The organism is Halobellus inordinatus (genome assembly GCF_024464655.1).
GTDB lineage: Archaea > Halobacteriota > Halobacteria > Halobacteriales > Haloferacaceae > Haloquadratum > Haloquadratum inordinatus.
Genome location: NZ_JANHAV010000007.1, coordinates 20,451 through 46,530 on the forward strand (window position 1 = coordinate 20,451; position 26,080 = coordinate 46,530).

A 26,080-nucleotide genomic window follows, 5' to 3' on the forward strand; every position below is an offset into this window, starting at 1 on the left:
ATGGAATTCGAACGTGTATGAGAGAGTGGTGCATAGCGCCCGGAACGCGTTACTACTTCGAGGTTACCGATGACTAGCATCGACGATACGGACCGTGAAAACGTACTGACAGCTGTCGAAGAACTCCTTCCGGAACTGCAGGAGTTCGTCGGCGACCTCGTCGCAGAGCGGAGCGTTTTGGGGGACGAAGCAGGCGCACAGGCCGTCGTCCGCGACCGGCTCGAAGCGCTCGACCTGTCGGTTCGCGAGCTCAACGCCGACGACGTCGACGGGATCCGCGATCATCCGGAGTTCTCCGACGCCGGCCACTCCTACGAATCGCGCTCGAATCTCGTGGCCGAACGCTCGGGCACCGGCGAGGGACGGTCGCTCGTGTTCAACGGTCACGTGGACGTGGTCCCCGAGAACGACCGCGAAAAGTGGTCCTTCGACCCCTTCTCCGGCGCGGTCGAAGACGGCCGGATCCTCGGACGCGGCGCGTCGGATATGAAAGGCGGCGTTGGCGCGATGATCTTCGCGCTCGCCGCGCTCGATCGCGCGGGCGTCACGCTACAGGGTGACCTCGCGATCGAAACCGTGATCGAAGAGGAAGCCGGCGGATTCGGCGGCTCACTCGCGACCGCACTCGCTGGGCCCGCGGCCGGCGGCGCGTACGACGCGGTCGTCATTCCCGAACCCACGGATTTCGATATGTGGATCGCCAACGACGGGGTCTCGTACTTCAGAGTCACCGTCGAGGGAAAAAGCGCTCACGCCGCACGGACGGACGACGGCGTGAACGCCGCCGCGAAGCTCTATCCGATCTTCCAGGCGCTCTCCGAACTGCACGACGAGCGGAAGACGAGCGTTCACGACCCGCTCTTCGAGCAGTGGTACGATCAGACTGTCTCCCTCAACCTCGGGTCGATTCACGCCGGCGAGTGGCCGTCGAGCGTCCCCGACGAAGCCACGCTGGAGGCGCGCATCTCGCACGCCCCCGCGGAGACGCGCGAGCATATCCACACGGTCGTCGAAGAAACCGTCCGCGAGGCCGCCGACGATCCGTGGTTCGACGAGCATCCCCCGACGGTCGAGTGGTTCGGCTGGCGCGGGAGTTCCGCGAAGATCGGCACTGACGAACCCATCATCCACGCCGTGCAGGACGTGATGGGGACAATGAACGGCGAGAGCCAGCCCAAAGGGTTCCCCGGCGGGATCGATTCGCGCTTCTTCGTGAACTACGCGGACACCCCGGCGATCTGTTTCGGCCCGGGCGCGCACAACATCCACGGCACCGACGAGTTCCTCCCGGTCGACGAACTCGAACGGATCACGAAGGCGTACGCACTGCTGGCGATGGAGTGGTGCGGGTACGAGGAGGACGAATGAGCGACGAGTATCGGTACGACAAGCTCACCTGGCCGGAGGTAAACGAGGCCGTCGAAGACGAGAAGATGGTACTGGTCCCGGTCGGCGCCACCGAGGACCACGGCCATCACCTCCCGCTCGACGTCGACCGCGAACTCGTTTCGGCCATCTGCGAGCGAACGGCCCGCGACCGAGACGACACCCTCCTGTTTCCGACCGTCGATCACGGTTACCTCCCGCATCATATGGACTATCCCGGCGGGATCACGATCGACTGGGAGACGTTCGTAAAGCACACCATCGACATCTGCGTCTCGCTCGCGCACCACGGATTCGAGAAGATTCTCCTCATCAACGGCCACGGCTCGAACGACCACCTGCTCCAACAGGTCGCCCGGCAGGTGATCCTCCAGTATCCCGACGTCCACTGCGGGAACCTGTCGTGGTGGCAACTCGAGGAGGTGCGGGAGGCGGCACGCACCCACCGCGACGCGGGTCCGCAGGGCTCCGCGCACGCCGGTGAAATGGAGACGTCGATGTATCTCGCGCTGCACCCAGACGACGTTCGCACTGACGAACTGGCCGACGACGTCTCCTACCCCGAATCGAAGCACTTCAACAACCTGGACCTGGCCGGCGAAACGCGCGAGGAGGAGTCGACGCCGGTCGCGATGATGGAGTGGTGGTCGACTGTCTCCGAGACCGGAACGATGGGCGATGCGACCGAGGCAAGTGCCGAAAAGGGTGAGGCGTTCCTCGACGCTGCGGTCGAGGGACTGCACTCGGTCCTCGATGAGTACCGCGATCACCCGATCCGCGAAATCGACGACCACCACGCTCGAACCGTCGAAGATCACGAGTACGATCCGTTTAGACCGAAATAATGAGCGACACACACGACAAGACACAGACGCTGCAGACAGCGATTTCTGATCACGTCCCGGACGGCGCAAGCATCGCGTTCGGTGGGATGGGTGGCCGCGACCCGGAAGCGGCGGCCCGGGAAATCATCCGACAGGAAAAGACCGGCCTGCGCGTCGTCGACGACGCCCGAACGACGCTGTTCGACGCGATGGTCGGTGCCGGCTGCGTCGACGAGTACGTCGGCTCGTGGGTCGGGACCAGCCTCATCTCACAGGGACACAACGTCCGCCGAGCGGTCGAAGAGGGCGTCCCGAAGGACCTGACGATGCAGGACGTCTCGAACTTCGGTTCCTCGCTGATGTTCTTCGCGGGCGCGATGAACGTCCCGTTCGTCCCGACGCGGTCGATGCTCGGGACGGACATCGCCGAACACAACGACGATATCGAGGTCATCGACGACCCGTTCGGCTCGGGCGAGCCGCTCGCTGCCGTGCCGGCCGCGACGCCGGACGTCGCGATCATTCACGTCCAGCAGGCAGACCGCCACGGCAACGCCCACATCTACGGGAACACGGTCAACGACCACCTCAAAGTCAGAGCGGCCGACACGACGATCATCACCTGCGAGGAGATCGTCCCGAGTGAGACGATCGCGGAGTCGCCCGAACTCACGAAGATCCCCTTCTACACGGTCGATTCAGTCGTCGAGGTGCCCTTCGGGAGTCACCCGTGGCACTGCTACGGACACTATTACGCGGATCTCCCGTTCTACCGGGAATACGGTCTGCGGTCTCAGGACTACGACGAGTTCCAAGACTGGCTCGACGAGTGGATCGTACCGCACGAGGAGTATCTCGAAAAGGTCGGCGCCGACCGACTCGCTCGTCTCGAAGAACTCGAACAGACGATCAACGGTGGCAAAATATGACTGGTGAGACAGATCCCGAGGGAGACAGCGGCGCGACGAATGGGTCGCCGCTCGACGTAGCGAATCCAGACGAACCGGCCGACGATTACTCGCTGACTGAACTGCTGGCCGTCACTGCGGCCCGCGAGATCGACGACGGCGAAATGGCGTTCATCGGCGTCGGAATGTCGCTGATCTCGGGCGTGCTGGCGAAGTACACGCACGCACCTCGCTGCCAACTGGTCACGGAGTCCGGATACGTCGGGTCGCGGCCGCCGGGAGTCGTGCAGTCCATCTCCGACAGCGTGCTCGGCGTGGACTCGCTCGTCGCGACGGACCAAATGCAGATCTTCGTCGACAATCAGCGCGGCCTGTTCGACGTGGGCATCATCGGCGCCGGACAGATCGACAAGTACGGGAACACGAACTCGACCGTCGTCACGGGGGCCGAGGGATCCTACGAGAACCCCAAGGTACGGCTCCCTGGTTCGGGAGGGAGCAACGACATTATGACCTCCTGCGGCCGGACGATCGTGATGATGCGACAACGGGCCCGGGCGTTCACGTCCGAACTGGATTACGTCACGGCCCCGGGGTATCTCGACGGGCCGGGCGCACGCGAGGAGTTCGGCTTCCCCGGCGGCGGCCCCGAGACCGTAATCACTGATATGGCGGTGTTCGGCTTCGACGAGGAGACCAAAGAGATGTACCTGCGTTCGACGCATCCCGGGATCGACGTCGAGGAGGTCCGCGAGATGGTGCAGTGGGACCTGAACGTCGACGACGACGTCGAAACGACGCCCGTTCCGACCCGACGGGAGGTGGCGATGCTCCGGACGATCGATCCCACGGACACCGTCTTACGCGACACCGACCGCATCTACGAGATCGGATTCGACGAGTGGGCCGATACGATGGAACGGAACTGGAAGCGACTGATGCAGATCGAAGAGGACAAATGAGTCACCAACAGCGACCGACGACGCCAGGAACGGAACTCGGCGGGATGTTCCCCCGCGTGTTCGACACGGAGTACGTGACGATCACGCGCGGGCAGGGCCACTACGTGTGGGACGCCGACGACAATCGATATCTCGACGCGATCTCCGGCAATCAGAACGTCAATATCGGACACGGACGAGAGGAGATTGCCGCGGCCGCCAAAGAACAGATCGAGACGCTCGAGTACACCTCGAGTATGCTGTTCGCGAACGAACCGGCGATGGAGTACACCTCGAAGATCGCGGAGTTCACGCCGGACGGCTTCGAGCACACGTGGCTCGTTGGGAGCGGCTCGGAAGCCAACGAGAGCGCGATCAAGATGGCTCGACAGTACCACTTCGAGCGCGGTGACGAGCGAAAGTACAAGGTCATCGGCCGCCGGCGAAGCTACCACGGGAACACCGCGGGTGCGATGGCCGTGTCGGGATTCCCGGCCCGGAAGGACAAGATGGAGCCGCTGTTCCAGAACTTCCCGAAAGCGCCGAGCGCGACCCCGTACCGCTGTCCGTACTGCGACGGAGACGGCGGCCGCGAGTGCGGGATCGAGCGTGCGAACGAACTGGAGCGGATCATCCAGGACGAGGGCGCAGAATCGGTCGCGGCGTTCATCACCGAACCGGTGACCGGGGCAGCCAACGCGGGGGCGTATCCGCACGACGGCTACTTCGAGCGCGTCCGCGAGATCTGCGACGAGTACAACGTCCTGATGATCGTCGATGAAGTGATGGCCGGGTTCGGTCGAACGGGGGAGAACTTCGGGATCGACCACTGGGACGTCACGCCGGACATCATCACGAGCGCGAAGGGGATGACCGGCGGCTACACGCCCGTCGGCGGGACGATGCCGCACCGACGCGTCGTAGAGGTGTTCGAAGACCTCGAAAACGGCTTCCAGCACGGCCACACCTACTGCTTCAACCCCGCTTCGGCAGCCATCGGCAAGGCCGTACTCGAATATATGCAGGCCCGCGATCTCGTGGCCAATTCACGGCAGGTCGGCGCGTATCTCCACGAGGAGTTACAGCGGCTCTATAAGTACGACTTCGTCGGCGACATCCGCGGCAAGGGGCTGATGCTCGGGATCGAATTCGTCGGCGACCGCGAAACGAAAGCGCCGCTCGAAGATACCGGCGAGCGCTTCCAGAACGAACTGTTCGAGAGCGGACTCGACAACAGCATCATCACGTACCCGACCGGCGGCCACGTGGACGCCTCGAAAGGCGACCTCACGTTACTCACGCCGCCGCTGACGATCGACGAGGCGGACGCCGACGAGATCGTCGATCGGATGGACGCGACACTGGCGGACGTCGCTGACGAACTCGGACTGTAACTCGGGCGGCCACGCTTCGTCGGCACCCCCTACCGATTGAACCAGATTTAATATTACGGCGCATTTTAAAACAACATACCGTAGAACGGCCGCCGACCCTGCCGCGATCGGGTCGACGGCGAGCAAGACACAGCACACTATGGACGAGAAAGACATTCGGATTCTGAAGACGCTCGCTCGCGAAAAGACGAGCGGTCCAGAACAGATCGAAGCCGAAACGGGAATCCCGAAGTCGACAGTACACTACCGGCTGAAACAGCTCCGAGAGGACGGCATCATCGAGAACGACCTCTACGATATGGACCTCTCCAAGATGGGGGTGACGCTGACCGTCATCAGCGAGGTGAACGCGAAGTTCGACGAGGGCTATCACGAGGTCGTCGGCGAGAAACTGGCCGACCTGGAGTCGGTTTCACAAGTGTACTTCACGATGGGTGACACCGACTTCATCGTTATCGCGCACGTGACCAAGCGGGAGAAAGTCGAATCGCTGATCGCGAGCTACGAATCGATCGACGAGATCCAGCGGACGAGCTCGAAGTTCGTCATCACTACGGTCAAGAACGAACCACGTCCGATCAACGATCTGGAGCGCGAGACGCTCTTAGAAGCGATCGAAAACCTCTGATACACTGCTTGCCGACAGTATGAGGACCGGAGACGGCAACGCCTCGCCGTCACGACTGCCTCGTTCGTACTTGGCGTTTTCTCGGGAAGCTACGATTTCTGCCGGCCCTACCTATCCGACCGATCGAAACGTCCTCAATTTCGCGGACGAGAGACTGAAACACTTTATCCGATTATATATCTGTTTTGTCGCACTCCATCTGTGTACACGATATTTACCCGGATAAATTCCAACAATCACCAGATTAATGGTACTGTGTTCATACACATAGCTCAGAGCCAATGTCGCAGGAACACACCACAGACCGTTCTAACGCTGCCGTCGAGGAGCGTTACGATCGGTACCTGATGCCGATCTGGAAAGAGCTGAACACACCGATCAAGCGTGCGTCCGGGTGCACCGTCGAAGACTTCGAGGAGAACGAGTATCTCGACGTCTTCTCGGGTATCTCGGTCACGAACGTCGGTCACACGAACGATGCGGTCGTTTCTGCGGCGAAAGAGCAACTGGACGAGTTCGTCCACGGTTGCACCTACGTCCATCCGCACGAGCCTGCGGCGGAACTGGGCGAGAAGCTCGCAGAGATCACCCCGGGGGACCTCCAGAAATCGTTCTTCTGTAACTCCGGAACGGAAGCCGTCGAAGGCGCGATCAAACTCGCGCGGAAGTACACCGGGTCGAAGGAAGTGCTGGCCCTCGAGATGTCCTTTCACGGCCGCACGATGGGGTCGCTCGCGCTGACGGGGAACAAGGGCTACAAATCCGAGATGGGCCCGACCCTCAACGACGTCTCGCACGTCGCCCCGCCGTACGCCTACCGCTGTCAGATGTGCGACGGCGGCCCCTGTTCGGGTGGCTGCGCGACCGACGTCGAACGCGTCATCGACTCGCACACGACCGGTGATCTCGCTGCGGTTGTCGTCGAGCCAGTGATGGGAGAGGGTGGAATTATCGTCCCTCCATCCGGATGGTTACAGGAAGTCCAAGAGATCGCACACGAGCACGGCGCACTGTTGATCGTCGACGAAGTCCAGTCCGGCTACGGACGCACCGGCGAGATGTGGGCGTCCGACCATTTCGACGTCGTCCCGGATATTATGCCACAGGCGAAGGGGATCGCCAACGGGCTTCCGCTGGGTGCATTCACCGCCAAGCCCGAAATTGCCGACGCCTTCGAGTCGGGCGATCACCTGTCGACGTTCGGCGGGAATCCGGTGACGTGTGCGGCCGCGCTGGAGACGATCAACCAACTTCAGGACGGCATCATAGAGAACACGCGAGAGCAGGGTCAGTGGCTCGGAGACAGGCTCGCAGAACTCGAAGCCGAGTACGACGTCGTCGGCGACACGCGCGGACTCGGACTGATGCAGGGCATCGAGATCGTCACCCCCGACGAACTCGGGCCGATGGACGTCGCGCCCGCACCCGATCCGAAGCTGACGGGCCAGATCGGCACCCACCTCCGAGACAACGGGATCATCATCGGCACCGGCGGCTTCTACAAGAACGTCCTGCGGTTCCAGCCGCCGCTGACGATCTCCCGTGACCAACTGGTGCGGACGGTCGACGCCATCGAAGACGCCATCGTCGAACACACTGCGTGACGGCGTGACCGGTTCGTAGGCGACACTCGCCGTCGCGCCTCCGTCACCCGTCAGCGCACAGCGAAGCAAATAACACGGTCGCCCTCCGCGCATCACCTGAGACACACGTATGAACGCACCGGCCAACCAGACGTTGCGGACGCTCTTCGAGAACGCTCTTCAACGATACCGGGACCGGACTGCCCTCGTTACGGCGGACCGCACCCTCAGCTACGAGACGCTCGATTCTCGTTCGTCGGCGTTGGCGGCGGCGTTCATCGACTCGGGCCTCGAACCGGGCGATAAAGTCGCGGTGTTGCTGTCGAACCGCCCCGAATCTGTTCTGGTCGATCTCGCGATCATCAAGATGGGTGCCGTTCGCGTGCCCCTCAATCCGATGCTCTCGTCGGAGGAGATCCAATATATCCTCTCGGACTCCGGGGCCCGGGCGGTCGTCTGCGAACCGGAGTACTCCGCTCCCGTCGCCGAACAGGCTACTGCGACGGGTGCGCCGGAAACCGTCGTCGTCGTCTCGGACGACCCGCCGGACGACATCCCCGAGACGACCGTTCGAGACTACCACGAGATGGTCGCCGGCGACACGTCTGTTGACCCGTCCTACCGGGACCTCGAAGTCGCCCCCGACGATCCGGCCGGCCTCTTCTACACCGGCGGGACGACAGGGAAGCCGAAAGGCGTCGTGTACTCACAGCACAGTCTCGTCGCGAGTCTCTACGCGCACCTCGCCGAGTTCGGATTCGACGGACGCGATACGGGTCTCGTCGTCACCCCCCTGTCGCACTCCGCCGGGACGTTTCTGTGGGCGAACCTCCTCGGTGGCGGACGAACGGTCGTCCAGCAGGACTTCACTCCGGAGAGTCTCCTTGATGCTGTCGAGCGCTACGGCGTCACGTGGACGTTCGTCGTCCCGACGATGATCTACCGGCTTCTGGAAGCGCCCTACGATTCGTACGATTGCACCTCTCTCGAACGGATGCTCTACGGCGCTGCACCCATCCGTTCCGACAAACTCGAAGAAGGAATCGACGCCTTTGGCCCGATATTCTGTCAGTTCTACGGACAGACGGAAGTTCCGAACCTGATCAGCGTGCTCGGCCGAAAAGAACACGCGATGGCCGCTGACGGTCGCGCGCCCGAGCGACTGGAGTCCGCTGGCCACCCCTGTCTGATGGCCGAGGTCCGCATCGTCGACCCGGACACCGGCGCAGAGCTGGACGCTGGAGAGGTCGGTGAGGTTCTGGCGACCGCTCCGTATGCGTTCGAGCATTACCACAACCGACCGGAGGCAACCGAAGACACGCTCGAAGACGGCTGGGTATCGACGGGGGATATCGGCCGCCTCGACGACGACGGATATCTCTACCTCCTCGACCGAAAACACGACGTGATCGTCTCGGGCGGGCTCAACGTCTACAGCTACACCGTCGAGAATGCGTTGACGTCCCACCCTGACGTCGGTCAAGCGGTCGTGTTCGGCATTCCAGACGAGACGTGGGGCGAAGCGGTTCACGCCGTCGTCGTCCCGGCGTCTGCCTCCGTCACCGAACGGGAACTGCAACGCCACGTCAGTGAGCATCTCGCGGATTACGAACAGCCGAAATCACTCAGCTTCGTGGACTCACTCCCAACGACGTCACACGGGAAAGTGGACAAAGCCGCGCTCCGAGATCCCTACTGGGAGGGCCGGGATCGGTCGATCAACTGACGGCCGGAGCGTCCTTCCGGGACGGCCGCACCCCGTGGCGCTGCTCGTAGCTGCACGGACACTGATAGCTGACGACCCGGCCCCGTCTGGTAAGACCGCCGAGGATTCGTTTGTAGCCACGCGAGCGCACGCTCGCTGCCGTTGAGCGAGTCTGTCGTCTCGGGATACCCTTCGTCCTCACGCACCCAGGCGTCGCATCTCCTTGTCGGTCAGTTCGAGGTGCGAGGCGGCGACGTTCTCTCGAAGATGCGGAATCGACGACGTCCCCGGGATGGGGAGGACGACAGGTGAACGTTGTAGTAGCCACGCTAGCGCGACCTGGTACTCCGAGGCGTCGTTGGCGTCGGCGACGTCCGTCAGGACCGCTGCCTTCTCGTCGCCGAGATCGCCCGCTCCGAGCGGGAACCACGGGATGAAGCCGATCTCGTTCGACTCACAGACGTCGAGTACGGCCTCGTTCTCGCGGTTCCCGAGGTTGTATCGATTCTGCACGGTCGCGATCTCGACGATGTCGCGTGCCGTCTCCAACTGATCGACGCTCACGTTGCTGAGGCCGACGTGTCCGATCACGCCCTCGTCTTTCAGTTCTGCGAGCGCCGTGACCGACCCCTCGAAGTCGACGTCGGGATCCGGGCGATGGTACTGATACAGGTCGATGCAGTCCGTTCGAAGTCGGTCGAGGCTACAGAGGTGCGCGTTTCGGAGGTAGTCCGGATCGCCGTGAGTGAGCCAGTCACCGTCGCGATTTCGGAGCAGCCCACCTTTGGTGGCGACGACGAGGTCTTCGGGATACGGCGCGAGCGCCTCGGCGATCAGTCGCTCGCTGGTCCCCGGTCCGTAGGAGTCTGCGGTGTCGATGAAGTCGACGCCGAGGTTGACGGCCGTCTGGAGCACTCGTTTCGCGTTCTGGACGTCCTCAGGGTCACCGAGCACGTCGTCGCCGGTGATTCGCATCGCACCGAATCCTAGCCGGTGCACAGTCAGCTCGCCACCGATGTCGAACGTGCCGCTCGCGTTGCGAAGTGTCACGACGGGTGAACGGTCGGAACCGACGTAAGTGATCCGGCAGTCTTTGGCCGCCTTGTCCCCCGCTGTCGACGTCACCGTGGCATCGAGCGGCGACGCGCTCTACGACGGCGTCGCCTACGGGCAGTCCGGCTACGTCGAGGTCTCTGCTGGCGAATATACCCACCAGATCCGCGGCGACACCGGCGGTAACGACGGCGACGTGGTCGCGAGCTTCGATGTCGACCTCGCCGGCGGCCAGGTGTACACCGCGTTCGCGGCGGGGTATCTCTCCCCGGACGACGAACACGCAGACACTCCGTTCGACCTCCTCGTCGCACAGGACACGATGGTCTGAGAGATCCATACGCTGCTTGTGGGCGGTAGCGAGGCTGCTCGCACGCAGTAGACTCTTTAACTCGGATCGTATCGAGGCTGGCTATAGTAGCGTTTGCACGTCTTCACGCACCTAACCGCACGCAGTCGTGCGATTGGCTGCTTACTCAGTTGTAAACGCTACTATAGAATCGGATCGGGTCGGATTCGCGTTCGACCGGCCTCGAATCGCCGCGCCGTGGCCTCTATGTGCGAATACTTCTCATCCCAAATTCTGGGGTACTGAGGGCGACAGTATACACAAGACTTTTACTCGTTTCGCTAAATTCCAAAATACGGTCACGGGACGACGCCTCGACGGGCGCGCGGGTAGGGGTACTTGGGCGAACGTCGACCGTCATCCCGATGGACATTTTTCGGACCTAACTCGAACAGCGGCGCGTCTCACAGCCAGAGCGACACGTAGACGACGACGTATCCGATCAGCGCCATCGTCGTCCCCGAGAGCCCGGTCGCCCCGAACGCGAACCCGGCACGGACGTCGCCTGCGGTCGGCCGCCGACGCAGCGGTGCGACCGGCGTCGATCGGTACCACGAGAGTCCGCTACAGACGACTCCGACTGCCAGAATCGAGAACACGAAGTGATACGACACCGCAAGTGTCGGCGGGGCCAAGACCAGCGCGAGCGCGCCGTAGCCCGCTCCGAGCACTGCACTCCGGTCGTAGAACGTCCCGAGTGATCGGTCGGTCACCCGCACGATCGCGAGCGCGGCCAGCCACACGGCCGCGAGTTCGATCGCGAACGCCCCCAGCAAGTGCATCGTCGGATCGGGATGTAAGACGACGCGGCTCTCGATGACGCCAACCCCGAACGGGTACAGGAACTGCGGTGGCTGGCCGGTCACGAGATCTCCCCACGGATGCGTGAGGAGTCCGGCGGTCGCCGCGAGCCCGAGCACCTGCGGTGAGAGGTCCGTCTTCCGGCGACTCAGCGCCGTGATCGCGCCGCCGGCGACGACGAAGGCGCCCATTATGACGGCGCCGAGTGCGCCGCTTGCGACGATCGAGACGGCGACGAGCGCGACGAGCAACACGGCGCTCGCGACCCGCGCACCCCACGCTCGCCGTCGACTCGTGGCGCCGTCCGCCGTCCGCGCCCGCACGGCCCAGAGACCGAACGCCGGCCCTGCGACGAGCGCGACGAGCACGGAGTGCGTCATCGACCGGTGCACGCTGTTCGCGGCGTCCCAGAAGGCTGTCGGATTCACGCCGCTGCCGAACAGTTGCCCTCCGTCGAGAGCGACGACCGCGTACACGACGTCGACGTCCGGGAGCGCCGCGAACGCGCCCGTCGCCGCGCCCAACAGCAGTGCCTGCCGTGTCGACCAGCCTCGCCACTCGGCGAACAGTACCGCGAGGGCGAACGCGAGCAGCGCGTGGCCGACAAACACGTTCGAACCTCGGGGGCCGCGAAGCATAAGCGTCTCGCTGGTCTCGTCGACTGGTAACGATACACTACCAACGCCGCCGAAGGGGCGGCCGCTGCACTCTCGGCGGCGAGTGACGACCAATCCTCTAAGTGCGGCGGGTGTGAATGTCGCGGCGATGACTACGCCTGCCGACGTTCGCGCGTCCGTTCCGGTCTTCGACGACGTTCGATATCTCAATACCGGCGCGAGCGGTCCCAGTCCGCGTCCGATCGTCGAGGCTGCACAGCGGGCGATCGAGACCCACGAGTGGGACGCTGCGGACGATCCGGGTCCCTACCCCCACGCCTTCGGCCTGTACGAAGACACCCGCGCCGACGTCGCGGACTTTCTCGGTGCCGAAGACCACGAAATCGCGCTGACCCAGAGCACCACTGACGGCATCACCCGCATCGCGTCGGCGATCGAGTGGGAACCTGGCGATGTCGTCGTTCGGACCGACCTCGAACACCCTGCGGGGATTCTCCCCTGGCAGCGTCTCGAACGCCGCGGCTGTGAGGTCCGCGTCGTGCCGACCACTGCGGGCCGCATCGACCGCGACGCCTACCGCGACGCCGTTTCGGACGCGAAACTCGTCTGTCTGAGCGCGCTGACGTGGAACTACGGGACGCATCTCCCCGTCTCGGAGTTGGTCGAGGAAGCCCACGACGCCGGCGCGCGCGTCCTCGTCGACGCCGTGCAGGTACCCGGCCAGTGCCAACTCGACGTGACCGAGTGGGGTGCCGACGCCGTCGCGATGGCGAGCCACAAGTGGATGCTCGGCCTCTGGGGCGCCGGCTTCCTCTACGTCGACGGGGACGTCGCCGAGGATCTCCACCCGGGACAGATCGGGTATCGGAGCGTCGAGGACGCCAGCGCGCCCGCGTACGAACTGAAACGCGGCGCGCCGCGGTTCGAAATCGGAACCACCAGCCCCGCGCCGTACGCAGCACTCTCGGCCTCGATCGATCTGCTGACTGACGTCGGTCTCGACACGATCGAATCGCACATCGGGGATCTCGCGACGCGCTTCGTCGAGGGCGTTCCCGAAGACCGACTCATCAGCCCCCGCGACCCCGAATCCGGGCTGGTGACGGTGCGCGTCGACGACCCGGAATCGACGGTCGAGCGCCTCCGCGAGGAGTACGACGTCGTGATCCGATCGCTGCCCGACCCCGACGGCGCGGTTCGGGCGTCGCTCCACGTCTACAACACGACTGCGGACGTCGATCGACTGTTGCGCGGACTCGAAGCGACTGGCTGGTAAAACCGCCGCACCGCCGCGCTCAGACCCGTTTCTGGATCTCGTCGAACAGCTCGGACACCCGCGCCTCGATCTCGTCGCGGATCGCCGCGACCTCCTCGGCTGGCTTTCCGTCCGGGTCGTCGAGGTCCCAGTCCCTGTTCTCGCCCGCCCAGCCGGCCGGGCAGACGTCGTCTGCGGAACAACCCATCGTGATCACGTAGTCGCTCCCCTGGGTCTCCTCGAACGTGATCTCCCGAGGCGTCCGCCCGTCGACATCGACGTCGATTGCGTCCATCGCCCGAACGACCTCGTCGTGGACGTGCTCGGCGGGTCGCGTCCCGCCGGTTATGACTTCGACTTCTCCATCGAGCCCTCTGTTTTCGATCTCGCGCTGGCCGAACGCGTAGGCCATCTGAGAGCGCCCCGCGTTCTGCACGCAGACGAACGCGATCTGTGTCGTTTCTGTTCTGTCCTTCGGTGCCGCAGGTGTCTCGGAGTTGGATTGCTGGGTCATTGGCTGTGTGTCGTCTCTTTGTTCACTGTCAGTCGTCTTCGGAGGCCGGCCCGGTGCTCGGAGCGCTCAGGCTTCCGGTCTCGAATCCATCCCAGTCGAACCGACGCTGGAAGTACAGCGCGACGTTGACCAGCGCGAGCAGAACCGGGACCTCGATGAGCGGCCCGACGACCGTCGCGAACGCGACGCCGGAGCCGACGCCGAACACCGCGACGGCGACGGCGATGGCGAGTTCGAAGTTGTTCGAGGCGGCCGTGAAGCCGATCGCCGTCGTCGTCGAGTAGTCCGCGCCGATCCCGCGGCCCATCCCGAAACTCACGAGGAACATCACGACGAAGTAGATCGTCAGCGGCACGGCGATCAGCAGGACGTCGCCGGGCGCGGCGACGATGTTCCCGCCCTGCGTGGCGAACATCACGATCACGGTAAACAGCAGCGCGACGAGCGTCAGCGGATCGATCAACGGTACGAACGACTCTTCGTACCACTCGCGACCCTTCGTCCGCGTTCCGACGTAGCGCGTGAGGAACCCGCCGACGAACGGGATCCCGAGGAAGACGACGATGGCTTCGACCACCTGCATCGGCGTGACGTCGAACGTCGTGATGCCGGCGACGAGCGACTCCATTCCGAGCAGCGGCGGCAGAAACAGCGCGAAGAACCAGACGTAGACGCCGTAGGTCACGATCTGAAAGAGGCTGTTGAACGCGACGAGCCCAGTCACGTACTCGGTCGACCCCTCGGCCAACTCGTTCCAGACGAGCACCATCGCGATGCAGCGCGCCATCCCGATGAACACGAGTCCGAGGAAGTACTCCGGCCGCGCCGGCAGTCCGGGCACGAGGCCGCTGAAGAAGACGACCGCGAGTCCGAACATCAGCGTCGGGCCGATGAGCCAGTTCTGAACGAGGCTCAGCCCCAGCACCCGCCAGTTGCTGAACACGGTAGGTAGCCGCGAGTAGTCCGCTTTCGCCAGCGGCGGGTACATCATCAGAATCAGGCCGATCTCGACGAGGTGGAAGTCCTGGATCGGCTGCGTGACGCCCGGTGCGACGTATCCGAGACCGACACCGATCGCCATCGCGCCGAAGATCCAGACGGTGAGATACTTGTCGAGAAAGTCCATTGACCGCGGATCGCCACAGCTCTCACAGTCGCAGTTGGGGCCGTGCTCGTGGGCGTTACTCATCGTTCACGCACCCTTCGAGGACTGTCACGAGTGTGATCGCGCGGTTCGTCGCGCGATACTTCTTCCAGCGGCCGTCCTGCCGATCAGAGACGAGCCCGGCGTCGACGAGTTTCGAGAGCGCGTGACTCAGACCGCTCTCGGTGACGTCTGTGACGGCGTTCAACTCACAGACACAGAGTTCCTCCTCTGCGGCGACGAGCGTCCGGACGAGCGTGAACCGCGTCTCGTTCGCGAGCGCGGAGACGATACTGAGCTCAGCATCGACGCGCGCCTCGCCCAGCGCCGCCTCGAGGGTTCCCAGTTCGTCGAGTCGTGCGTCGACGTCTTCGCTCCGACACTCCCCGAGCTCGTCGTCGAGGTATCGCCGAAGCCGTTCTGTTGCTTGTGCCATTGCACTCCAATTGAGAGATCACTCAATTAGTTCTTCCCCTTCGAAGGCCCAATGCGGTCAATAGATCTATTTGATCTACATAGAGTGGGGGTAATCGGGCCATTTTTTGGATTGAAACAGATTGAGTAAACTCTCAAATCAATTCTCAGCCCCTGCTCCCACATCGCCTTCGCCGACGACGAGTCCCGTGCCGCATCTGACGGTCGTGTCGGGAAACCGCTCCGTGATCTCTTGTTTCTTCTGTGTGCAGTGGCAGGGCGAGACGAAGCCGAGCCCGCGAAGGGCTTCCAGTCTTGCGAAATCGTGAAAGCCGCCCATCACGCCCACGACCGCTGCAGTGTCGAGAGCGGCGTCGAGTAGGGATCCCAGCCCAGGATGTGCGCACCCGGTCAGGAGTACCGCCCCGCGTTGGAACCGACAGACCAGTCCCTGCTCGCAGATCTCCTCGCCGACGGCGCCCGTCGTGACCACGCCCTCTCGTACCTGCGTCGACTCTCCGGCAGCGATCACGTCGACGGTTTTCGGAACGGACTGCGAAACCGTCGTTGCGAGCGATTCCGTGGGGACGACCACGTCGACTTCCGGATTCTGCTCGACGACTGCCGGGAGTCCGCCGACGTGATCGTCGTGGCCGTGCGAGAGAACTACCGTGTCGATGTCGGTCGGTGTCACGTCGAGCGCAGCCATATTCTCGCCCAACGCGGCCGCGTCGTCGCCGGTATCGAACAGGACGTCGTCACTGACGAGTGCCGAGAACCCCCAGCCGGTATGCACGCCCGTCCGTGCTCGTTCGTTGTCGTACAGAACGGTGATCTCCATTCGAGTCACTCCCTCACCCACTGCTTCGGTCGCGTCCCGCATACTGTTTCCCCCCTCCGTCTGCCGTCTCTCCACGCGGAACGCGCTACCAGTTCCGACCACTCGACCGCCCTGAGTAGCGTCGCTTCCTCGTTTCGCGGTCGTCAGCAGTTTCACACCTTCGCTCCGACTAGTCTGTGTGATGTCCCTCCGGATCGGGCTGACGGGAGACGTAATGCTCGGCCGACTCGTCGACGAGCGACAGTGGAAACGCCCGGTGGCTGTCGTCTGGGGCGATCTACTGGATACGCTCTGCGACCTCGATGGGCTCTTCATCAACCTCGAGTGTGCGCTCTCCGCTCGATCGCCTCAACGACCAACATATTGCCCACGCCGGCGCTGGGCGGACGCGTGAGGAAGCCTTCGAGCCAGCACTAGTGTCGATACACGACCTCGAAGTCGCGTTCATTTCGCTCACCGACAACACGCCCGAGTACGCCGCGACCGAATCGTCGCCGGGAACGGCTTACGTCGTGATCGATGCTGACGACGAGAAGAGCCGGGCGACCGTTCAGGAGACGTTAGAGCGTGCTCGGGTTCACTCACCGGACCTGTTGATCGTCTCTCTCCACTGGGGGCCGAATATGGTCGAACGGCCACCCGAGTCCTTCCGGGAGTTCGCTCACTGGCTCGTCGACGAGGGCGTCGACGTCGTCCACGGCCACAGCGCGCACGCCTTCCAAGGAACCGAGGTGTATCAGGGACGACCGATTCTATACGACACCGGTGATTTCGTCGACGATTACGCCGTCGACTCCCGCCTCCGGAACGATCGGGGCTTCCTGTTCGAACTTTTGGTGTCGCAGACGGGCGAACTTTCGGAACTGCGGTTGCGTCCGACCGAGATATCCGACTGCTCGGTACACGAAGCCAGCCAGGAGGCGGCCGAGTGGAGTCGCCGACGGATGCGTGACCTCTCGTCCCCGTTCGGAACCACCTTCGAATTGGGCGGTGACGAGTTAGTGCTCGATCTGTCCCGGTGAGAAAAGCGGACTCGAACCGGGCACGTCCCATCTCCCGCTCGTTTGTGCCGGATCACCGTCTTTCGATCTGATCTCGATCCTCCAACCTGTAGTTGCGAACGCCAAGATTGCTGTACGGGTTTCGCGGTGAGATTAATCATTTACTACTAACCCATCTTTATTCTACGTATGCTGGCATCTAGTGTCTCGTTCGTCGATTCGATTGCACGGGAGATCGCCCTATGGGCTGGTGTACTCCTACTGCTTGCCAGCGGCCTCTCGTTCTATGTGGGATGGAACGAACGAAAACGAGCCGAAGTTATCGCTGAAACCCCCCGGAAACCGATCGCTGAAGTACGATCACCTGGAGTGATTCGGATCCGGGGCGAAATCATTCCACAAGTCGGCCAAGATACGTTCACATCTCCGATTAAAGGAGACGAGAGCTGTGTTCTATCGGCGTGGGAGATCAACGAACAATACGATACTCCGAAGACGAAGTCGTGGGAGAGAGCCGCGTGGGGCATCAAAACAGTTCCGTTCTTTCTCTCGGACGACGGTGGGGAGATACTCGTCGACATTGACGACGTAGTCGTTGGGAACAACACAGATGACGTGTTCACACCGGAAACCCTGCTTTCGGCAGACGGCGTTTCTGTCGAAGGACTTCAGTGCGAGTTCGAAGCATTCGATATCCATTTGGAAACTGATTACGATGAATCCCCGCCAAGCCGGGTGACGGAGTTCTTAGATGACACTGACGGGTTGTCAGTAGACCCGATGACGACCCCCGCTGGAGAGTACGTCGTTGATGCAAGCAAACGGAAGTACGCAGAACAGACACTCGCACCGGGAGACACAATCAGTATCCTCGGCTACGCTCAACCCCGGCGTGATGGGGTGGAGTCAACGACTCACCCTGAAGATCTCGTGCTGACGCGCACGAACGAGTCTACCCTGTATCTCTCGGAACTACCATTCGATGGGGTGTCAACTGGTGGCGGGGGGTTGGTGTTCGGTCTGCTGACCGGCGTTCTCGGTGCTGTTCTCCTCGCCTTCCGGGTCGTAGCGTGACACTGTTGGTTCGCAGCCGAAACGGAAATCCCGTTCAGCAAATTACCGGGATTCCCAACTGCAGTTCAACAATTTAATATAGCGATATATAATTTATCAGTTCGTGGGCGGCCACGCCTCGAATACTGTGTTGTATAGTTGTCTGCCCGGGACATCTACACAACAAGATTAAACAGATATATTACAAATTTGCTCTATCAGCCGAAATCGACGTGCTTCGAACCACCTGCGCACGGAGCTCGCGGCTTTCTCCGGTGGCACACACGGCCACGAGTCGACGGTCTCCCAATTCGACGATCCAACGGAGGCTGATACGTCCTTCTGTGTCGTCTCTGTCCCATCGAGACGACCGCCTAGCCGACGTCCAGACGCCGGAGAAGTCATACGTCTCCCCGATGTAGGCCCTCGAAGAGATGGCACGAGGCTCCGACACCGCCCGGCTTCCGCTCGAACCGCTTCGTCGACAGGTGGCAGACGCCACCGGCCGCTCGGCGTCGTTCATCGACGTCACGGGCGTCGAAGTGGACGGTAACGCCCTCGAAGTGACGTTTCAGACGCCAGACGAAGACGTTCCGGTCGCGGACGTCGTCGTCGAAGGGCCGAACGGACGCACTGGGACCACGCCGGTCCGACTCGACACCCCGTCGGGAGTGAACGTTTTCGGCGAGTTGCTACGGATCGAATACGCCGGTCGCGACGCCGAAACGGACGAGATACTCGTCTCGGTCGACCAGCAGGTCGGTGACGACTGGCGAACCCTTCTCGGGTGCGGGCAGATGTGGGCAGTACAGACGTCACACCGGGGTGAGGACGTCACGATCACGTGTCACGTGGAAACGCCGTCGGATCCGGACGACGAGAACGGCGACACGGCAGAATCCGAGATCGACCCTGCCTCGGGGTCCGACGCCGGATCGGACGCGGACGCCGACGCGGCCGACGACGGCGGTCTTCTCGACCTCGATCGGTAGTTCGTACTCCCGTGCCGACCGTCGCTCGCTAGCGTCTTTTTCTCATTAAGAGGACCTTACTGAATGGTAGTAAACCATTAACCGCGATACGGAACGACCCGTCGACAGAATCTTGTGCCGGTCTCGATGACTGTACGTATGGTCTCTGCGCCCTCCGGCAGCGTCCTGTTCGGTAGCGTCCTCGCTTTGCTTGGCGGTCTCGTGTTCGCGTTCAGCGCCAGATACGTCTGGCGTGCCACGGCGATTCGTAGAGCGCGCGACGTGTCGTCGCTGGCCGATACGCCACCCGGCACACTCGTCCGCGTGTCGGGGACGGCGAAACAGGCCAGTGACCTACTGACGGCCCCATTCAGCGGGCGCGACTGTCTTGCCCTCCGCTACGCTGTCGAAGAACGTCGCCTCAGCCTGGGGTTGCTCCCCTGGTTCGTCACGCTTCACGAAGCGGCCGGCTCGGATGCGTTTCGGGTTCGAACGCCGGAGACGGTCGTCGACGTCGTCGCACCTGCTCACACGGTCGTCCTCGATCGGGACGTCGTCGCGACGGTTCCGATAGACGGCGATCTCCCCGACCGTATCGCGCGCTTCGAGGAAACGACCGCCGCGCTTCCCGAGGCGACTTTCTGGCGCGATCCGCCGTCGCTCCTGCGTCCGCTCGTAGCCACTCTCTCGCTGGGGACGCGCCGCTACACTGAGCAGCGAGCCGTTCCCGAGGCGACTCTTACGGTTGTCGGCCGCGTCACTGACGACGATGACGGTATCGACCCGTTGGTCGTCTCGGATACGACTCCCACCGCAACGATCTTCCGGATGGCGAAAACAGCCGTTGCTGGCGTTTCGATCGGGGTACTCGCTCTCGGAGTCGGGCTCGCTGTCCTGTTTCTCTAACACCGATCTGAGGTTGACGTTGCATCAGTATGTCCTGCGGATCGACCCGAGACGCTACATTTGTTGATGTCCTAGTTACAAGCAACACCACACCTATGACCATCATCGCAAAAGTCTACTTTTCGCATCCGAATATGGCCTTAGCAAATGTCATTTCGTCACTTCCAGACACTGACATTCGCGTGCTGCAGGAAGTGAGCACAGACCCCGTTAGCGACCAGTCGTTCTTCGTCGTCGAGACCGACGAGACCGAGAAACTCGAACGCGAACTGGACGCCGACCACACCGTCGAACACGCGCATCGGGTGTCGAGCTACGAGGACCGCCCCGTCTACAGTATCGAGTTCGCGCCCGATACGCTGCTCCTCGGTTCGGTCGTCACCGAACAGGACGGATTCGCGCTCAACGCCTACCGATACAACAGCGGATGGATTGAACGCTGGCAGCTTCCAAACAGAGAGTCACTCCAATCGGTCTGGGAGTACGCGAACGATCAGTCGTTCGAGTTCGACATTCGAGAAATCCATCAGATTTCGGAGAGCAACCAGACCGACACGAGCGGGCTAACCGACAAGCAGCGAACCGCGCTTATTTACGCCTACGAGAACGGTTATTTCGAAGAACCACGAGAGACGACGCTCGAAGAAATCGCCGATTCGTTCGGAATTTCGACAACTGCTGCGAGCGGCCGCGTCCGGCGCGGCGTGAAGAACCTCATCGAGTCATCCGCACAGGACTTCACAGAATAAATACTCGTAGAACAAATCACAATTCGTTTAATTCGATTTTCGATACCACTTTTCAGCTCACGCAGATTCGAGGTAGTATTTTCTGTTCTCTCAACATATCTGTCGGTATGGCGCGCACCCTCTCCGGCCGACTGCTCACTGGTGGCCTCGTCATACTGATCGGTGTGTTACTTCTCTTGCGCACGACGGGAATCGCCGAGACGGACACGCTCTGGGACTGGGTTCCGGCTCTGTTCGTCCTGCTCGGCGTCTGGGCGATCATTAGAAGCGACTTCCGTAATCTCACAGGTCCCGTGATGGTCGTCGCCATCGCGGGTACCTTCCTCCTGCGGAATCTCGGACTCGTCTCCGACGCGGCTATCGGAACGTGGTGGCCGCTGTTTCTCGTCCTCTTCGGTGTTCTCATCGTCGTGAACCGTTCCCGCCGTCAACGCCGGCTTCAACACGCTAGTGTCGACGCGGACGGCGAACTCACCGCCGTCGGCGTGTTCGGCGGCGGCGACCGACGGCTCTCGACGGACGCGTTCACCGGCGCCGAGATCGTCGCCGTCTTCGGCGGCGTCGACCTCGACCTCCGCGACGTCTCGATTCCGATCCCGCCCGCCGTCGTCGAGACTGTCTGCCTCTTTGGCGGCTCCGAAATCCGCGTTCCCGAGGACTGGGAGGTCCGCCTCGACGTGTTGGCGCTGTTCGGAGACGCGTCCGATAGCCGCCCCCGTCGGGCGAAGTCCGCGGACGAAGCCGACGAAACTGCCGAACCGGACCTCGTCGTTACAGGACTCGTGTTGTTCGGTGGTGTGGAGGTGCTGGACTGACCTCGACCAGCAGCCGCGTTCGGCCGCCGTCTCATAGATTATCGTCACTGTTCGGAGAGTCTCGCTGTACCGTCCGGCGAGACATCTATGCGGACGTACGATAATCTCTATCTGTCTCTGTAGTTCCCGCGCCCGACTTCGAGTTCGCCCGACGTCACGTACCAGCCCCGGCCCGGACCGAGCAGTTCGACGCTCGTCCGGTCGCGGTACTCGTTGCCCGTCCAGCCGCCGGAGAACCACTCGTTCCGCCCGGAAAGCTCCGTCGAGACGTAGACTGTCGCGTTCGGCGTGGTGTCGTATGTGGCGTACACGCGACTGTCGTACTCGTAGCATCGGTGCCGCTCTGCGTCCGTTCCAAAGCGGCACTCGACGGCGGTCCGGTCGTACTGCGGCGTGATGATCGGAGCCGTTCCCAGCGGGTCGGCCGTCTCGATCCGCTCCTCGCTTCTGAGCGTCACCGTGAACGTGAACGACCCGTCGTCGCGGACGCCCATCGCCGGGTCCGTGGGGTCGTATTCGTCGGGGCTGATCCGCTCGCGCCAACCCATCGTCTCGTTTTCGACGACTCGGTAGTAGACGCGAGAGACGTCGATCCGGTCGGCCGAAATCGCGATCATCGGCCCGTGCTCGGTCTCGACGCGCTCGTAGGTGAAGTTCACCGGCGTCGGGTCGGGGTCGTAGCCCCGGAGCGCCGGAACGTCCCGCTCGTAGCGTGCGTTCTGGAGGAACTGTGCTGTGAGCTCTGTGTCGCCGTCGTCTGTCGGCATCGGGACGTACACCGTCGCGTTTTCGAGAGATCGATCCGTCGAGAGCGTGACACGGTACTCGTAGGTGCTTTCGGAGGACTGCTCGACGCGCTGCTGGCCGAGGACCGAGAGGCCGAAGAGCAAGAGTCCGAAGACGAGTACGACCACGAGAACCCCGATTCCGACCGCGCGCCAGTTGATCGTCTCCTCGGGGCCGCGAACCAGATACCGGTAGCCGAGTACGGCGGCCGAGGCGCCGGCGACCGCCCCGATCGGGAGCGCGACGAGCAGCGAAGGCCAGACGAGCGGATCCAAAACGACCGTGAGCGAGATCGTGACCGCGAGGAAGGCGGCGACTCCCGCGGTCAGACCGCCGGCGATCGCCCTCCACGAGGGAGATTGCCCGGCGTCTGCTCCGGCTACTGTGTGACTGCCACTGGGGGCCGACGCGCGGCCGTCGGCGAGGAGCGCTCCGAGTGCGCCACCGACGCCGGCGACGAGTATCTGTCCGATGGTCGCTGCGAGCGAGAGGAGCGCGGCGATGCCCAACGATCGCAGTGGGCCGCCGCCAACCGGGAACTCTCCAAAGCGAAGGGCCAGGACGACGCCCGTGATCAGTGTGCTCACCGCTGCAATCACGATGCCGGCGACCGCACCGGCGAGCGCGCCGCGCTTCGGCCCCTTGCGTTCGAGGTAGCCGGCGACGCCGCCACCGAGCAGCGGCGCGACCAACAGTACCAACGGGACGAATCCGAGTGCGCTGCCGACGACGCCGCCGAGCACCCCGTTTCGGAGCGTCGACGCTGTCCGCTCCTGCATACCGTTAGATACCTTACATTAGCATATATGGCTGTGGGTCGGTCCGACTGCCGAGTGCGTCGTCAACTCGACCGGCCCGACGGGCCGCCCCGTCGCGGACGAGCGTATGGTCGCTCTCGAGTGGAACCGCTCAGGCCTCGTTCTTGAGCAGCGAGAGCTTTCCACCCGCCAGCAGCGTCTCGCGCTCTTTGGGCGTGAGTGTCACGTCGGCCTCGAAGGTCCACTCGCCGTTGACGTCCACCGTCACCTGCTCGTCGCCCGCACGGATCTGCGAGGCGAGGTCGCCGACGACTTCGAGGGTGTCGCCTTCGTCGACGTCGTCGTACGCGTCGTCGTCAGCGAACGTCAGTGGCACCACGCCGAAGTTGACGAGGTTCGCGAAGTGGATCCGCGCGAAGCTCTGGGCGATCACGCCGTCGACGCCGAGCACCGCGAGTTCGAGCGCGGCGTTCTCCCGCGAGGAACCTTGCCCGTAGTTCTCGCCGGCGACGACCCAGCCGCCGTCGGCCGCGCGGGCCTTTTCGGGGAAGTCCTCGTCGACGCGGACGAGCGTGTAGTCCGCGCACGCCTGTGGGTCGGACCACAGCGTCATCACTTCGGCGTTCGCGGGGACGATGTGGTCCGTCGTGATGTTGTCGCCGGCTTTCGTGATGACCGTCCCGGCGATCTGCTCGGCCAGCGGGTCCTTCAGCGGCACCGACCCGATCGTGTCGCCCTTCCGCACCTCGGTCGTCGGCTCGGGGCCGAGGATTTCGGCGTCCGTTCGGGTCATATCGTCGGGCAGTGCGATCGGCGGTGCGTCGCGGTCCATATCGCGCGGATCCGTGACCTCGCCCGCGATCGCGCTGGCCGCGACGACCTCCGGCGAGGCGAGGTAGACGCTGTCGTCGGGAAGGCCCGAACGGCCCTTGAAGTTCCGGTTGAACGCGCGAAGGCTGACCGAGTCCGGTGCGGGCACGTGCCCCTGGCCGATGCAGGCCCCACACGTCGATTCCGAGAGGTTCACGCCGGCGGCGTACAGGTCCTCGGTGCGACCTTCGCGGGCGAGCACCTCGGCGGACCGTTTCGATGCAGGCGCGATGACGAACTCCGTCTCCGGTGCGACGGTCTCGCCCTTCACGACTGCGGCCGCGGTCGCGATGTCGAAGTACGAGCCGTTCGTGCAGGTGCCGACCAGACACTGATCGACGGGCGTGCCGGCTGCCTCCGAGACGGGGACGACGTTGTCCGGCATCGACGGCATCGCGATCAGCGGCTCGATCTCTGAGAGGTCGACCTCGAGACGGTCGTCGTACGTCGCGTCGGCGTCGGCGCTCAGTTCCCGGTAGGCGTCCTCGCGGCCGAGCCGCGTCAGATGCCGGCGCGTTCGCTCGTCGCTCGGGAAGATCGCTGTCGTCGCGCCCAGCTCGGTCGTCATATTGGTGATCGTACACCGCTCGGGGACGCTCAGCGTCTCCACGCCCGGTCCGGTGAACTCGAACAGTTTGCCCACGCCGCCCTTGACGGAGTGGCGACGGAGCATCTCTAAGATGACGTCCTTCGCGGAGGTCCACTCGCCGAGTTCCCCAGTCAGGTGGACTTCGACGATCTCGGGCATCTCGACGGTGTAGGCGCCGCCGCCCATCGCCGTCGCCACGTCGAGGCCGCCCGCGCCGATACCGATCGCGCCGAACCCGCCCATCGTGGTCGAGTGCGAGTCACTGCCCAGAAGCGTCGCGCCCGGTTCGATGAACCGCTCGCGGTGTACCTGGTGACAGATCCCGTTTCCGGGTTTCGAGAAGTGTCCGCCGTACGCCTGCGAGGCCGTCCGAAGGTATCGGTGGGTGTCCGTATCTGCGCTGTCGAACTGATACACCTGGTGGTCGCAGTAGGTGACAGCCACGTCGGTCTCGACCGTCTCGAACTCCAGCGCCTCGAACTCCATCCAAACGAGTGGACCCAGAATGTCCTGCAGCAACACCTGGTCGATGTCGAGATCCATCGATTCGCCGGGGGTGAGTTCGCCGCCGACGAGGTGGTCGGACAGTACTTTCTCCGTCAGTGTCTGCGACGTCATTGCTATGTGGCTACGACTCACTGTCGTTTAATGATGGTATCGTTCCGCGAATCGGCTCCCCGCCGTTCTATGCACTGCCGTCATCTCGCGGGCCGAGACGTCGGACTGACAACGTACTCCCGTTTTACCCGACCCGTAGTGAGGGAGAAACCAGAAAGACGACTGTAATCTCGCGAATAGCCACAGGTTTTTCTCGCCCCTACTCGAAATAACCACACAGATTTCTCAAAATCGGCACCTCAACATAAACGGAACCACCGTTACAACTGCGTTTCTTCCAACGGAGTATCGAGTAAAACCGGAGTTACCGTTCGAACTTGAGCGTTCGATCGGGTTCTTCGGCGACGACCCACCAGTGGAGGTCTTCTTTCGGATGTCGCCGCTCGATGTGATCTTCCAGCGCTTCGCCCGTCTCGAAATCTTTGCCACAGAGGTTGCATCGGTGATGACGCTTCGACGGCATACGTGTGGATACGACGTCCTCAGTAATGGTTGCTTGGACCGATGTGGCCCTGCCCAGTCGCAGGCGGCGTCTCCCGGACGTTACGCCTTCCCGACGGACGTTACGCCTCCCAGACGAACATTGAATGTCCCCCCGCGCGTAGCG

Annotated in this window: 24 protein-coding genes and 1 pseudogene; 16 read left to right on the forward strand and 9 right to left on the reverse strand. The window is 63.0% G+C overall.

Annotated features, from left to right (window positions below; all coding sequences use genetic code 11):
- Window positions 1-69 precede the first annotated feature (69 nt).
- The 8 genes from NO347_RS12845 to NO347_RS12880 all read left to right on the forward strand — a co-directional run bounded on the left by NO347_RS12845 (window position 70) and on the right by NO347_RS12880 (window position 9,390).
- Window positions 70-1,368 (forward strand): ArgE/DapE family deacylase, encoded by a 1,299-nt coding sequence (locus NO347_RS12845; RefSeq protein ID WP_256289977.1) that lies wholly within the window; start codon window positions 70-72, stop codon window positions 1,366-1,368.
- A complete protein-coding gene (locus NO347_RS12850) occupies window positions 1,365-2,231 on the forward strand; it encodes a creatininase family protein (protein WP_256289978.1) in 867 nt (288 codons plus the stop codon). Before NO347_RS12845 ends, NO347_RS12850 begins: the two co-directional genes overlap by 4 nt.
- Entirely contained in the window at window positions 2,231-3,139 is a 909-nt protein-coding gene (locus tag NO347_RS12855; protein ID WP_256289979.1) for a CoA transferase subunit A, read from the forward strand. Before NO347_RS12850 ends, NO347_RS12855 begins: the two co-directional genes overlap by 1 nt.
- The gene (locus NO347_RS12860) at window positions 3,136-4,080 is read left to right on the forward strand and encodes a CoA-transferase subunit beta (protein WP_256289980.1); all 945 of its coding nucleotides are present in this window, start codon (window positions 3,136-3,138) and stop codon (window positions 4,078-4,080) included. Before NO347_RS12855 ends, NO347_RS12860 begins: the two co-directional genes overlap by 4 nt.
- Complete coding sequence (locus NO347_RS12865) at window positions 4,077-5,453, forward strand: aminotransferase family protein (protein ID WP_256289981.1); 1,377 nt, start codon at window positions 4,077-4,079, stop codon at window positions 5,451-5,453. The genes NO347_RS12860 and NO347_RS12865 overlap by 4 nt, the downstream gene beginning before the upstream one ends.
- 139 nt (window positions 5,454-5,592) lie before the next feature.
- Window positions 5,593-6,081 carry an Lrp/AsnC family transcriptional regulator gene (locus NO347_RS12870; RefSeq protein ID WP_256289982.1) on the forward strand — a complete coding sequence of 163 codons (489 nt, stop codon included), beginning with the start codon at window positions 5,593-5,595 and terminating at the stop codon, window positions 6,079-6,081.
- Between the two features lie 281 nt (window positions 6,082-6,362).
- Complete coding sequence (locus NO347_RS12875) at window positions 6,363-7,685, forward strand: aspartate aminotransferase family protein (RefSeq protein WP_256289983.1); 1,323 nt, start codon at window positions 6,363-6,365, stop codon at window positions 7,683-7,685.
- Between the two features lie 109 nt (window positions 7,686-7,794).
- Window positions 7,795-9,390, forward strand: a complete 1,596-nt coding sequence (locus NO347_RS12880; RefSeq protein ID WP_256289984.1) for an AMP-binding protein — start codon at window positions 7,795-7,797, stop codon at window positions 9,388-9,390.
- 177 nt (window positions 9,391-9,567) lie between these two features.
- Here NO347_RS12880 and NO347_RS12885 read toward each other — a convergent pair whose 3' ends face one another.
- Window positions 9,568-10,419 (reverse strand): aldo/keto reductase, encoded by an 852-nt coding sequence (locus NO347_RS12885; RefSeq protein ID WP_256289986.1) that lies wholly within the window; start codon window positions 10,417-10,419, stop codon window positions 9,568-9,570.
- A 43-nt stretch (window positions 10,420-10,462) separates the two neighbouring features.
- Here NO347_RS12885 and NO347_RS12890 point away from each other — a divergent pair, with 43 nt between their 5' ends.
- Window positions 10,463-10,753 carry a DUF4397 domain-containing protein gene (locus NO347_RS12890; protein ID WP_256289987.1) on the forward strand — a complete coding sequence of 97 codons (291 nt, stop codon included), beginning with the start codon at window positions 10,463-10,465 and terminating at the stop codon, window positions 10,751-10,753.
- Between the two features lie 422 nt (window positions 10,754-11,175).
- On the opposite strand, the gene NO347_RS12895 is transcribed toward NO347_RS12890, so the two are convergent.
- On the reverse strand, window positions 11,176-12,183 hold the full coding sequence (locus tag NO347_RS12895) for a metal-dependent hydrolase (RefSeq protein ID WP_256289988.1): 1,008 nt from the start codon (window positions 12,181-12,183) through the stop codon (window positions 11,176-11,178).
- Window positions 12,184-12,337: 154 nt separating this feature from the next.
- On the opposite strand from NO347_RS12895, the gene NO347_RS12900 reads away from it, so the two are divergent.
- The gene (locus NO347_RS12900; RefSeq protein ID WP_256289989.1) at window positions 12,338-13,465 is read left to right on the forward strand and encodes an aminotransferase class V-fold PLP-dependent enzyme; all 1,128 of its coding nucleotides are present in this window, start codon (window positions 12,338-12,340) and stop codon (window positions 13,463-13,465) included.
- Between the two features lie 19 nt (window positions 13,466-13,484).
- Here the strand turns inward: NO347_RS12900 and NO347_RS12905 are convergent, their stop codons facing one another.
- The 4 genes from NO347_RS12905 to NO347_RS12920 form a co-directional block, all read right to left on the reverse strand.
- Window positions 13,485-13,958: an arsenate-mycothiol transferase ArsC gene (locus NO347_RS12905; RefSeq protein WP_256289990.1), complete on the reverse strand. Its 474-nt coding sequence runs from the start codon at window positions 13,956-13,958 to the stop codon at window positions 13,485-13,487.
- Between the two features lie 28 nt (window positions 13,959-13,986).
- A complete protein-coding gene (arsB, locus tag NO347_RS12910) occupies window positions 13,987-15,147 on the reverse strand; it encodes an ACR3 family arsenite efflux transporter (RefSeq protein WP_305148884.1) in 1,161 nt (386 codons plus the stop codon).
- Complete coding sequence (locus tag NO347_RS12915) at window positions 15,140-15,538, reverse strand: ArsR/SmtB family transcription factor (protein WP_256289992.1); 399 nt, start codon at window positions 15,536-15,538, stop codon at window positions 15,140-15,142. The genes arsB and NO347_RS12915 overlap by 8 nt, the downstream gene beginning before the upstream one ends.
- A 138-nt stretch (window positions 15,539-15,676) precedes the next feature.
- Window positions 15,677-16,399, reverse strand: coding sequence for an MBL fold metallo-hydrolase (locus NO347_RS12920; protein WP_256289994.1), 723 nt, complete (start codon window positions 16,397-16,399; stop codon window positions 15,677-15,679).
- 139 nt (window positions 16,400-16,538) lie between these two features.
- Here NO347_RS12920 and NO347_RS12930 point away from each other — a divergent pair.
- The 6 genes and pseudogenes from NO347_RS12930 to NO347_RS12955 all read left to right on the forward strand — a co-directional run bounded on the left by NO347_RS12930 (window position 16,539) and on the right by NO347_RS12955 (window position 21,852).
- A pseudogene (locus tag NO347_RS12930) lies at window positions 16,539-17,379 on the forward strand (CapA family protein).
- A 168-nt stretch (window positions 17,380-17,547) separates the two neighbouring features.
- Window positions 17,548-18,432 carry a hypothetical protein gene (locus tag NO347_RS12935; RefSeq protein ID WP_256289997.1) on the forward strand — a complete coding sequence of 295 codons (885 nt, stop codon included), beginning with the start codon at window positions 17,548-17,550 and terminating at the stop codon, window positions 18,430-18,432.
- A gap of 413 nt (window positions 18,433-18,845) precedes the next feature.
- Window positions 18,846-19,403 (forward strand): hypothetical protein, encoded by a 558-nt coding sequence (locus NO347_RS12940; RefSeq protein WP_256289998.1) that lies wholly within the window; start codon window positions 18,846-18,848, stop codon window positions 19,401-19,403.
- 138 nt (window positions 19,404-19,541) lie between these two features.
- On the forward strand, window positions 19,542-20,288 hold the full coding sequence (locus NO347_RS12945) for a hypothetical protein (RefSeq protein ID WP_256289999.1): 747 nt from the start codon (window positions 19,542-19,544) through the stop codon (window positions 20,286-20,288).
- A gap of 134 nt (window positions 20,289-20,422) precedes the next feature.
- On the forward strand, window positions 20,423-21,037 hold the full coding sequence (locus NO347_RS12950; protein WP_256290000.1) for a helix-turn-helix domain-containing protein: 615 nt from the start codon (window positions 20,423-20,425) through the stop codon (window positions 21,035-21,037).
- 107 nt (window positions 21,038-21,144) lie between these two features.
- On the forward strand, window positions 21,145-21,852 hold the full coding sequence (locus NO347_RS12955; RefSeq protein WP_256290001.1) for a LiaF transmembrane domain-containing protein: 708 nt from the start codon (window positions 21,145-21,147) through the stop codon (window positions 21,850-21,852).
- A gap of 107 nt (window positions 21,853-21,959) precedes the next feature.
- Here the strand turns inward: NO347_RS12955 and NO347_RS12960 are convergent, their stop codons facing one another.
- From NO347_RS12960 to NO347_RS12970, 3 genes are all read right to left on the reverse strand, one after another.
- Window positions 21,960-23,417 (reverse strand): DUF8147 domain-containing protein, encoded by a 1,458-nt coding sequence (locus NO347_RS12960; RefSeq protein ID WP_256290002.1) that lies wholly within the window; start codon window positions 23,415-23,417, stop codon window positions 21,960-21,962.
- Window positions 23,418-23,547: 130 nt separating this feature from the next.
- Window positions 23,548-25,473 carry an aconitate hydratase gene (locus NO347_RS12965; RefSeq protein ID WP_256290003.1) on the reverse strand — a complete coding sequence of 642 codons (1,926 nt, stop codon included), beginning with the start codon at window positions 25,471-25,473 and terminating at the stop codon, window positions 23,548-23,550.
- A 304-nt stretch (window positions 25,474-25,777) separates the two neighbouring features.
- Window positions 25,778-25,936: a C2H2-type zinc finger protein gene (locus NO347_RS12970; RefSeq protein ID WP_256290004.1), complete on the reverse strand. Its 159-nt coding sequence runs from the start codon at window positions 25,934-25,936 to the stop codon at window positions 25,778-25,780.
- Between the last annotated feature and the right edge of the window lie 144 nt (window positions 25,937-26,080).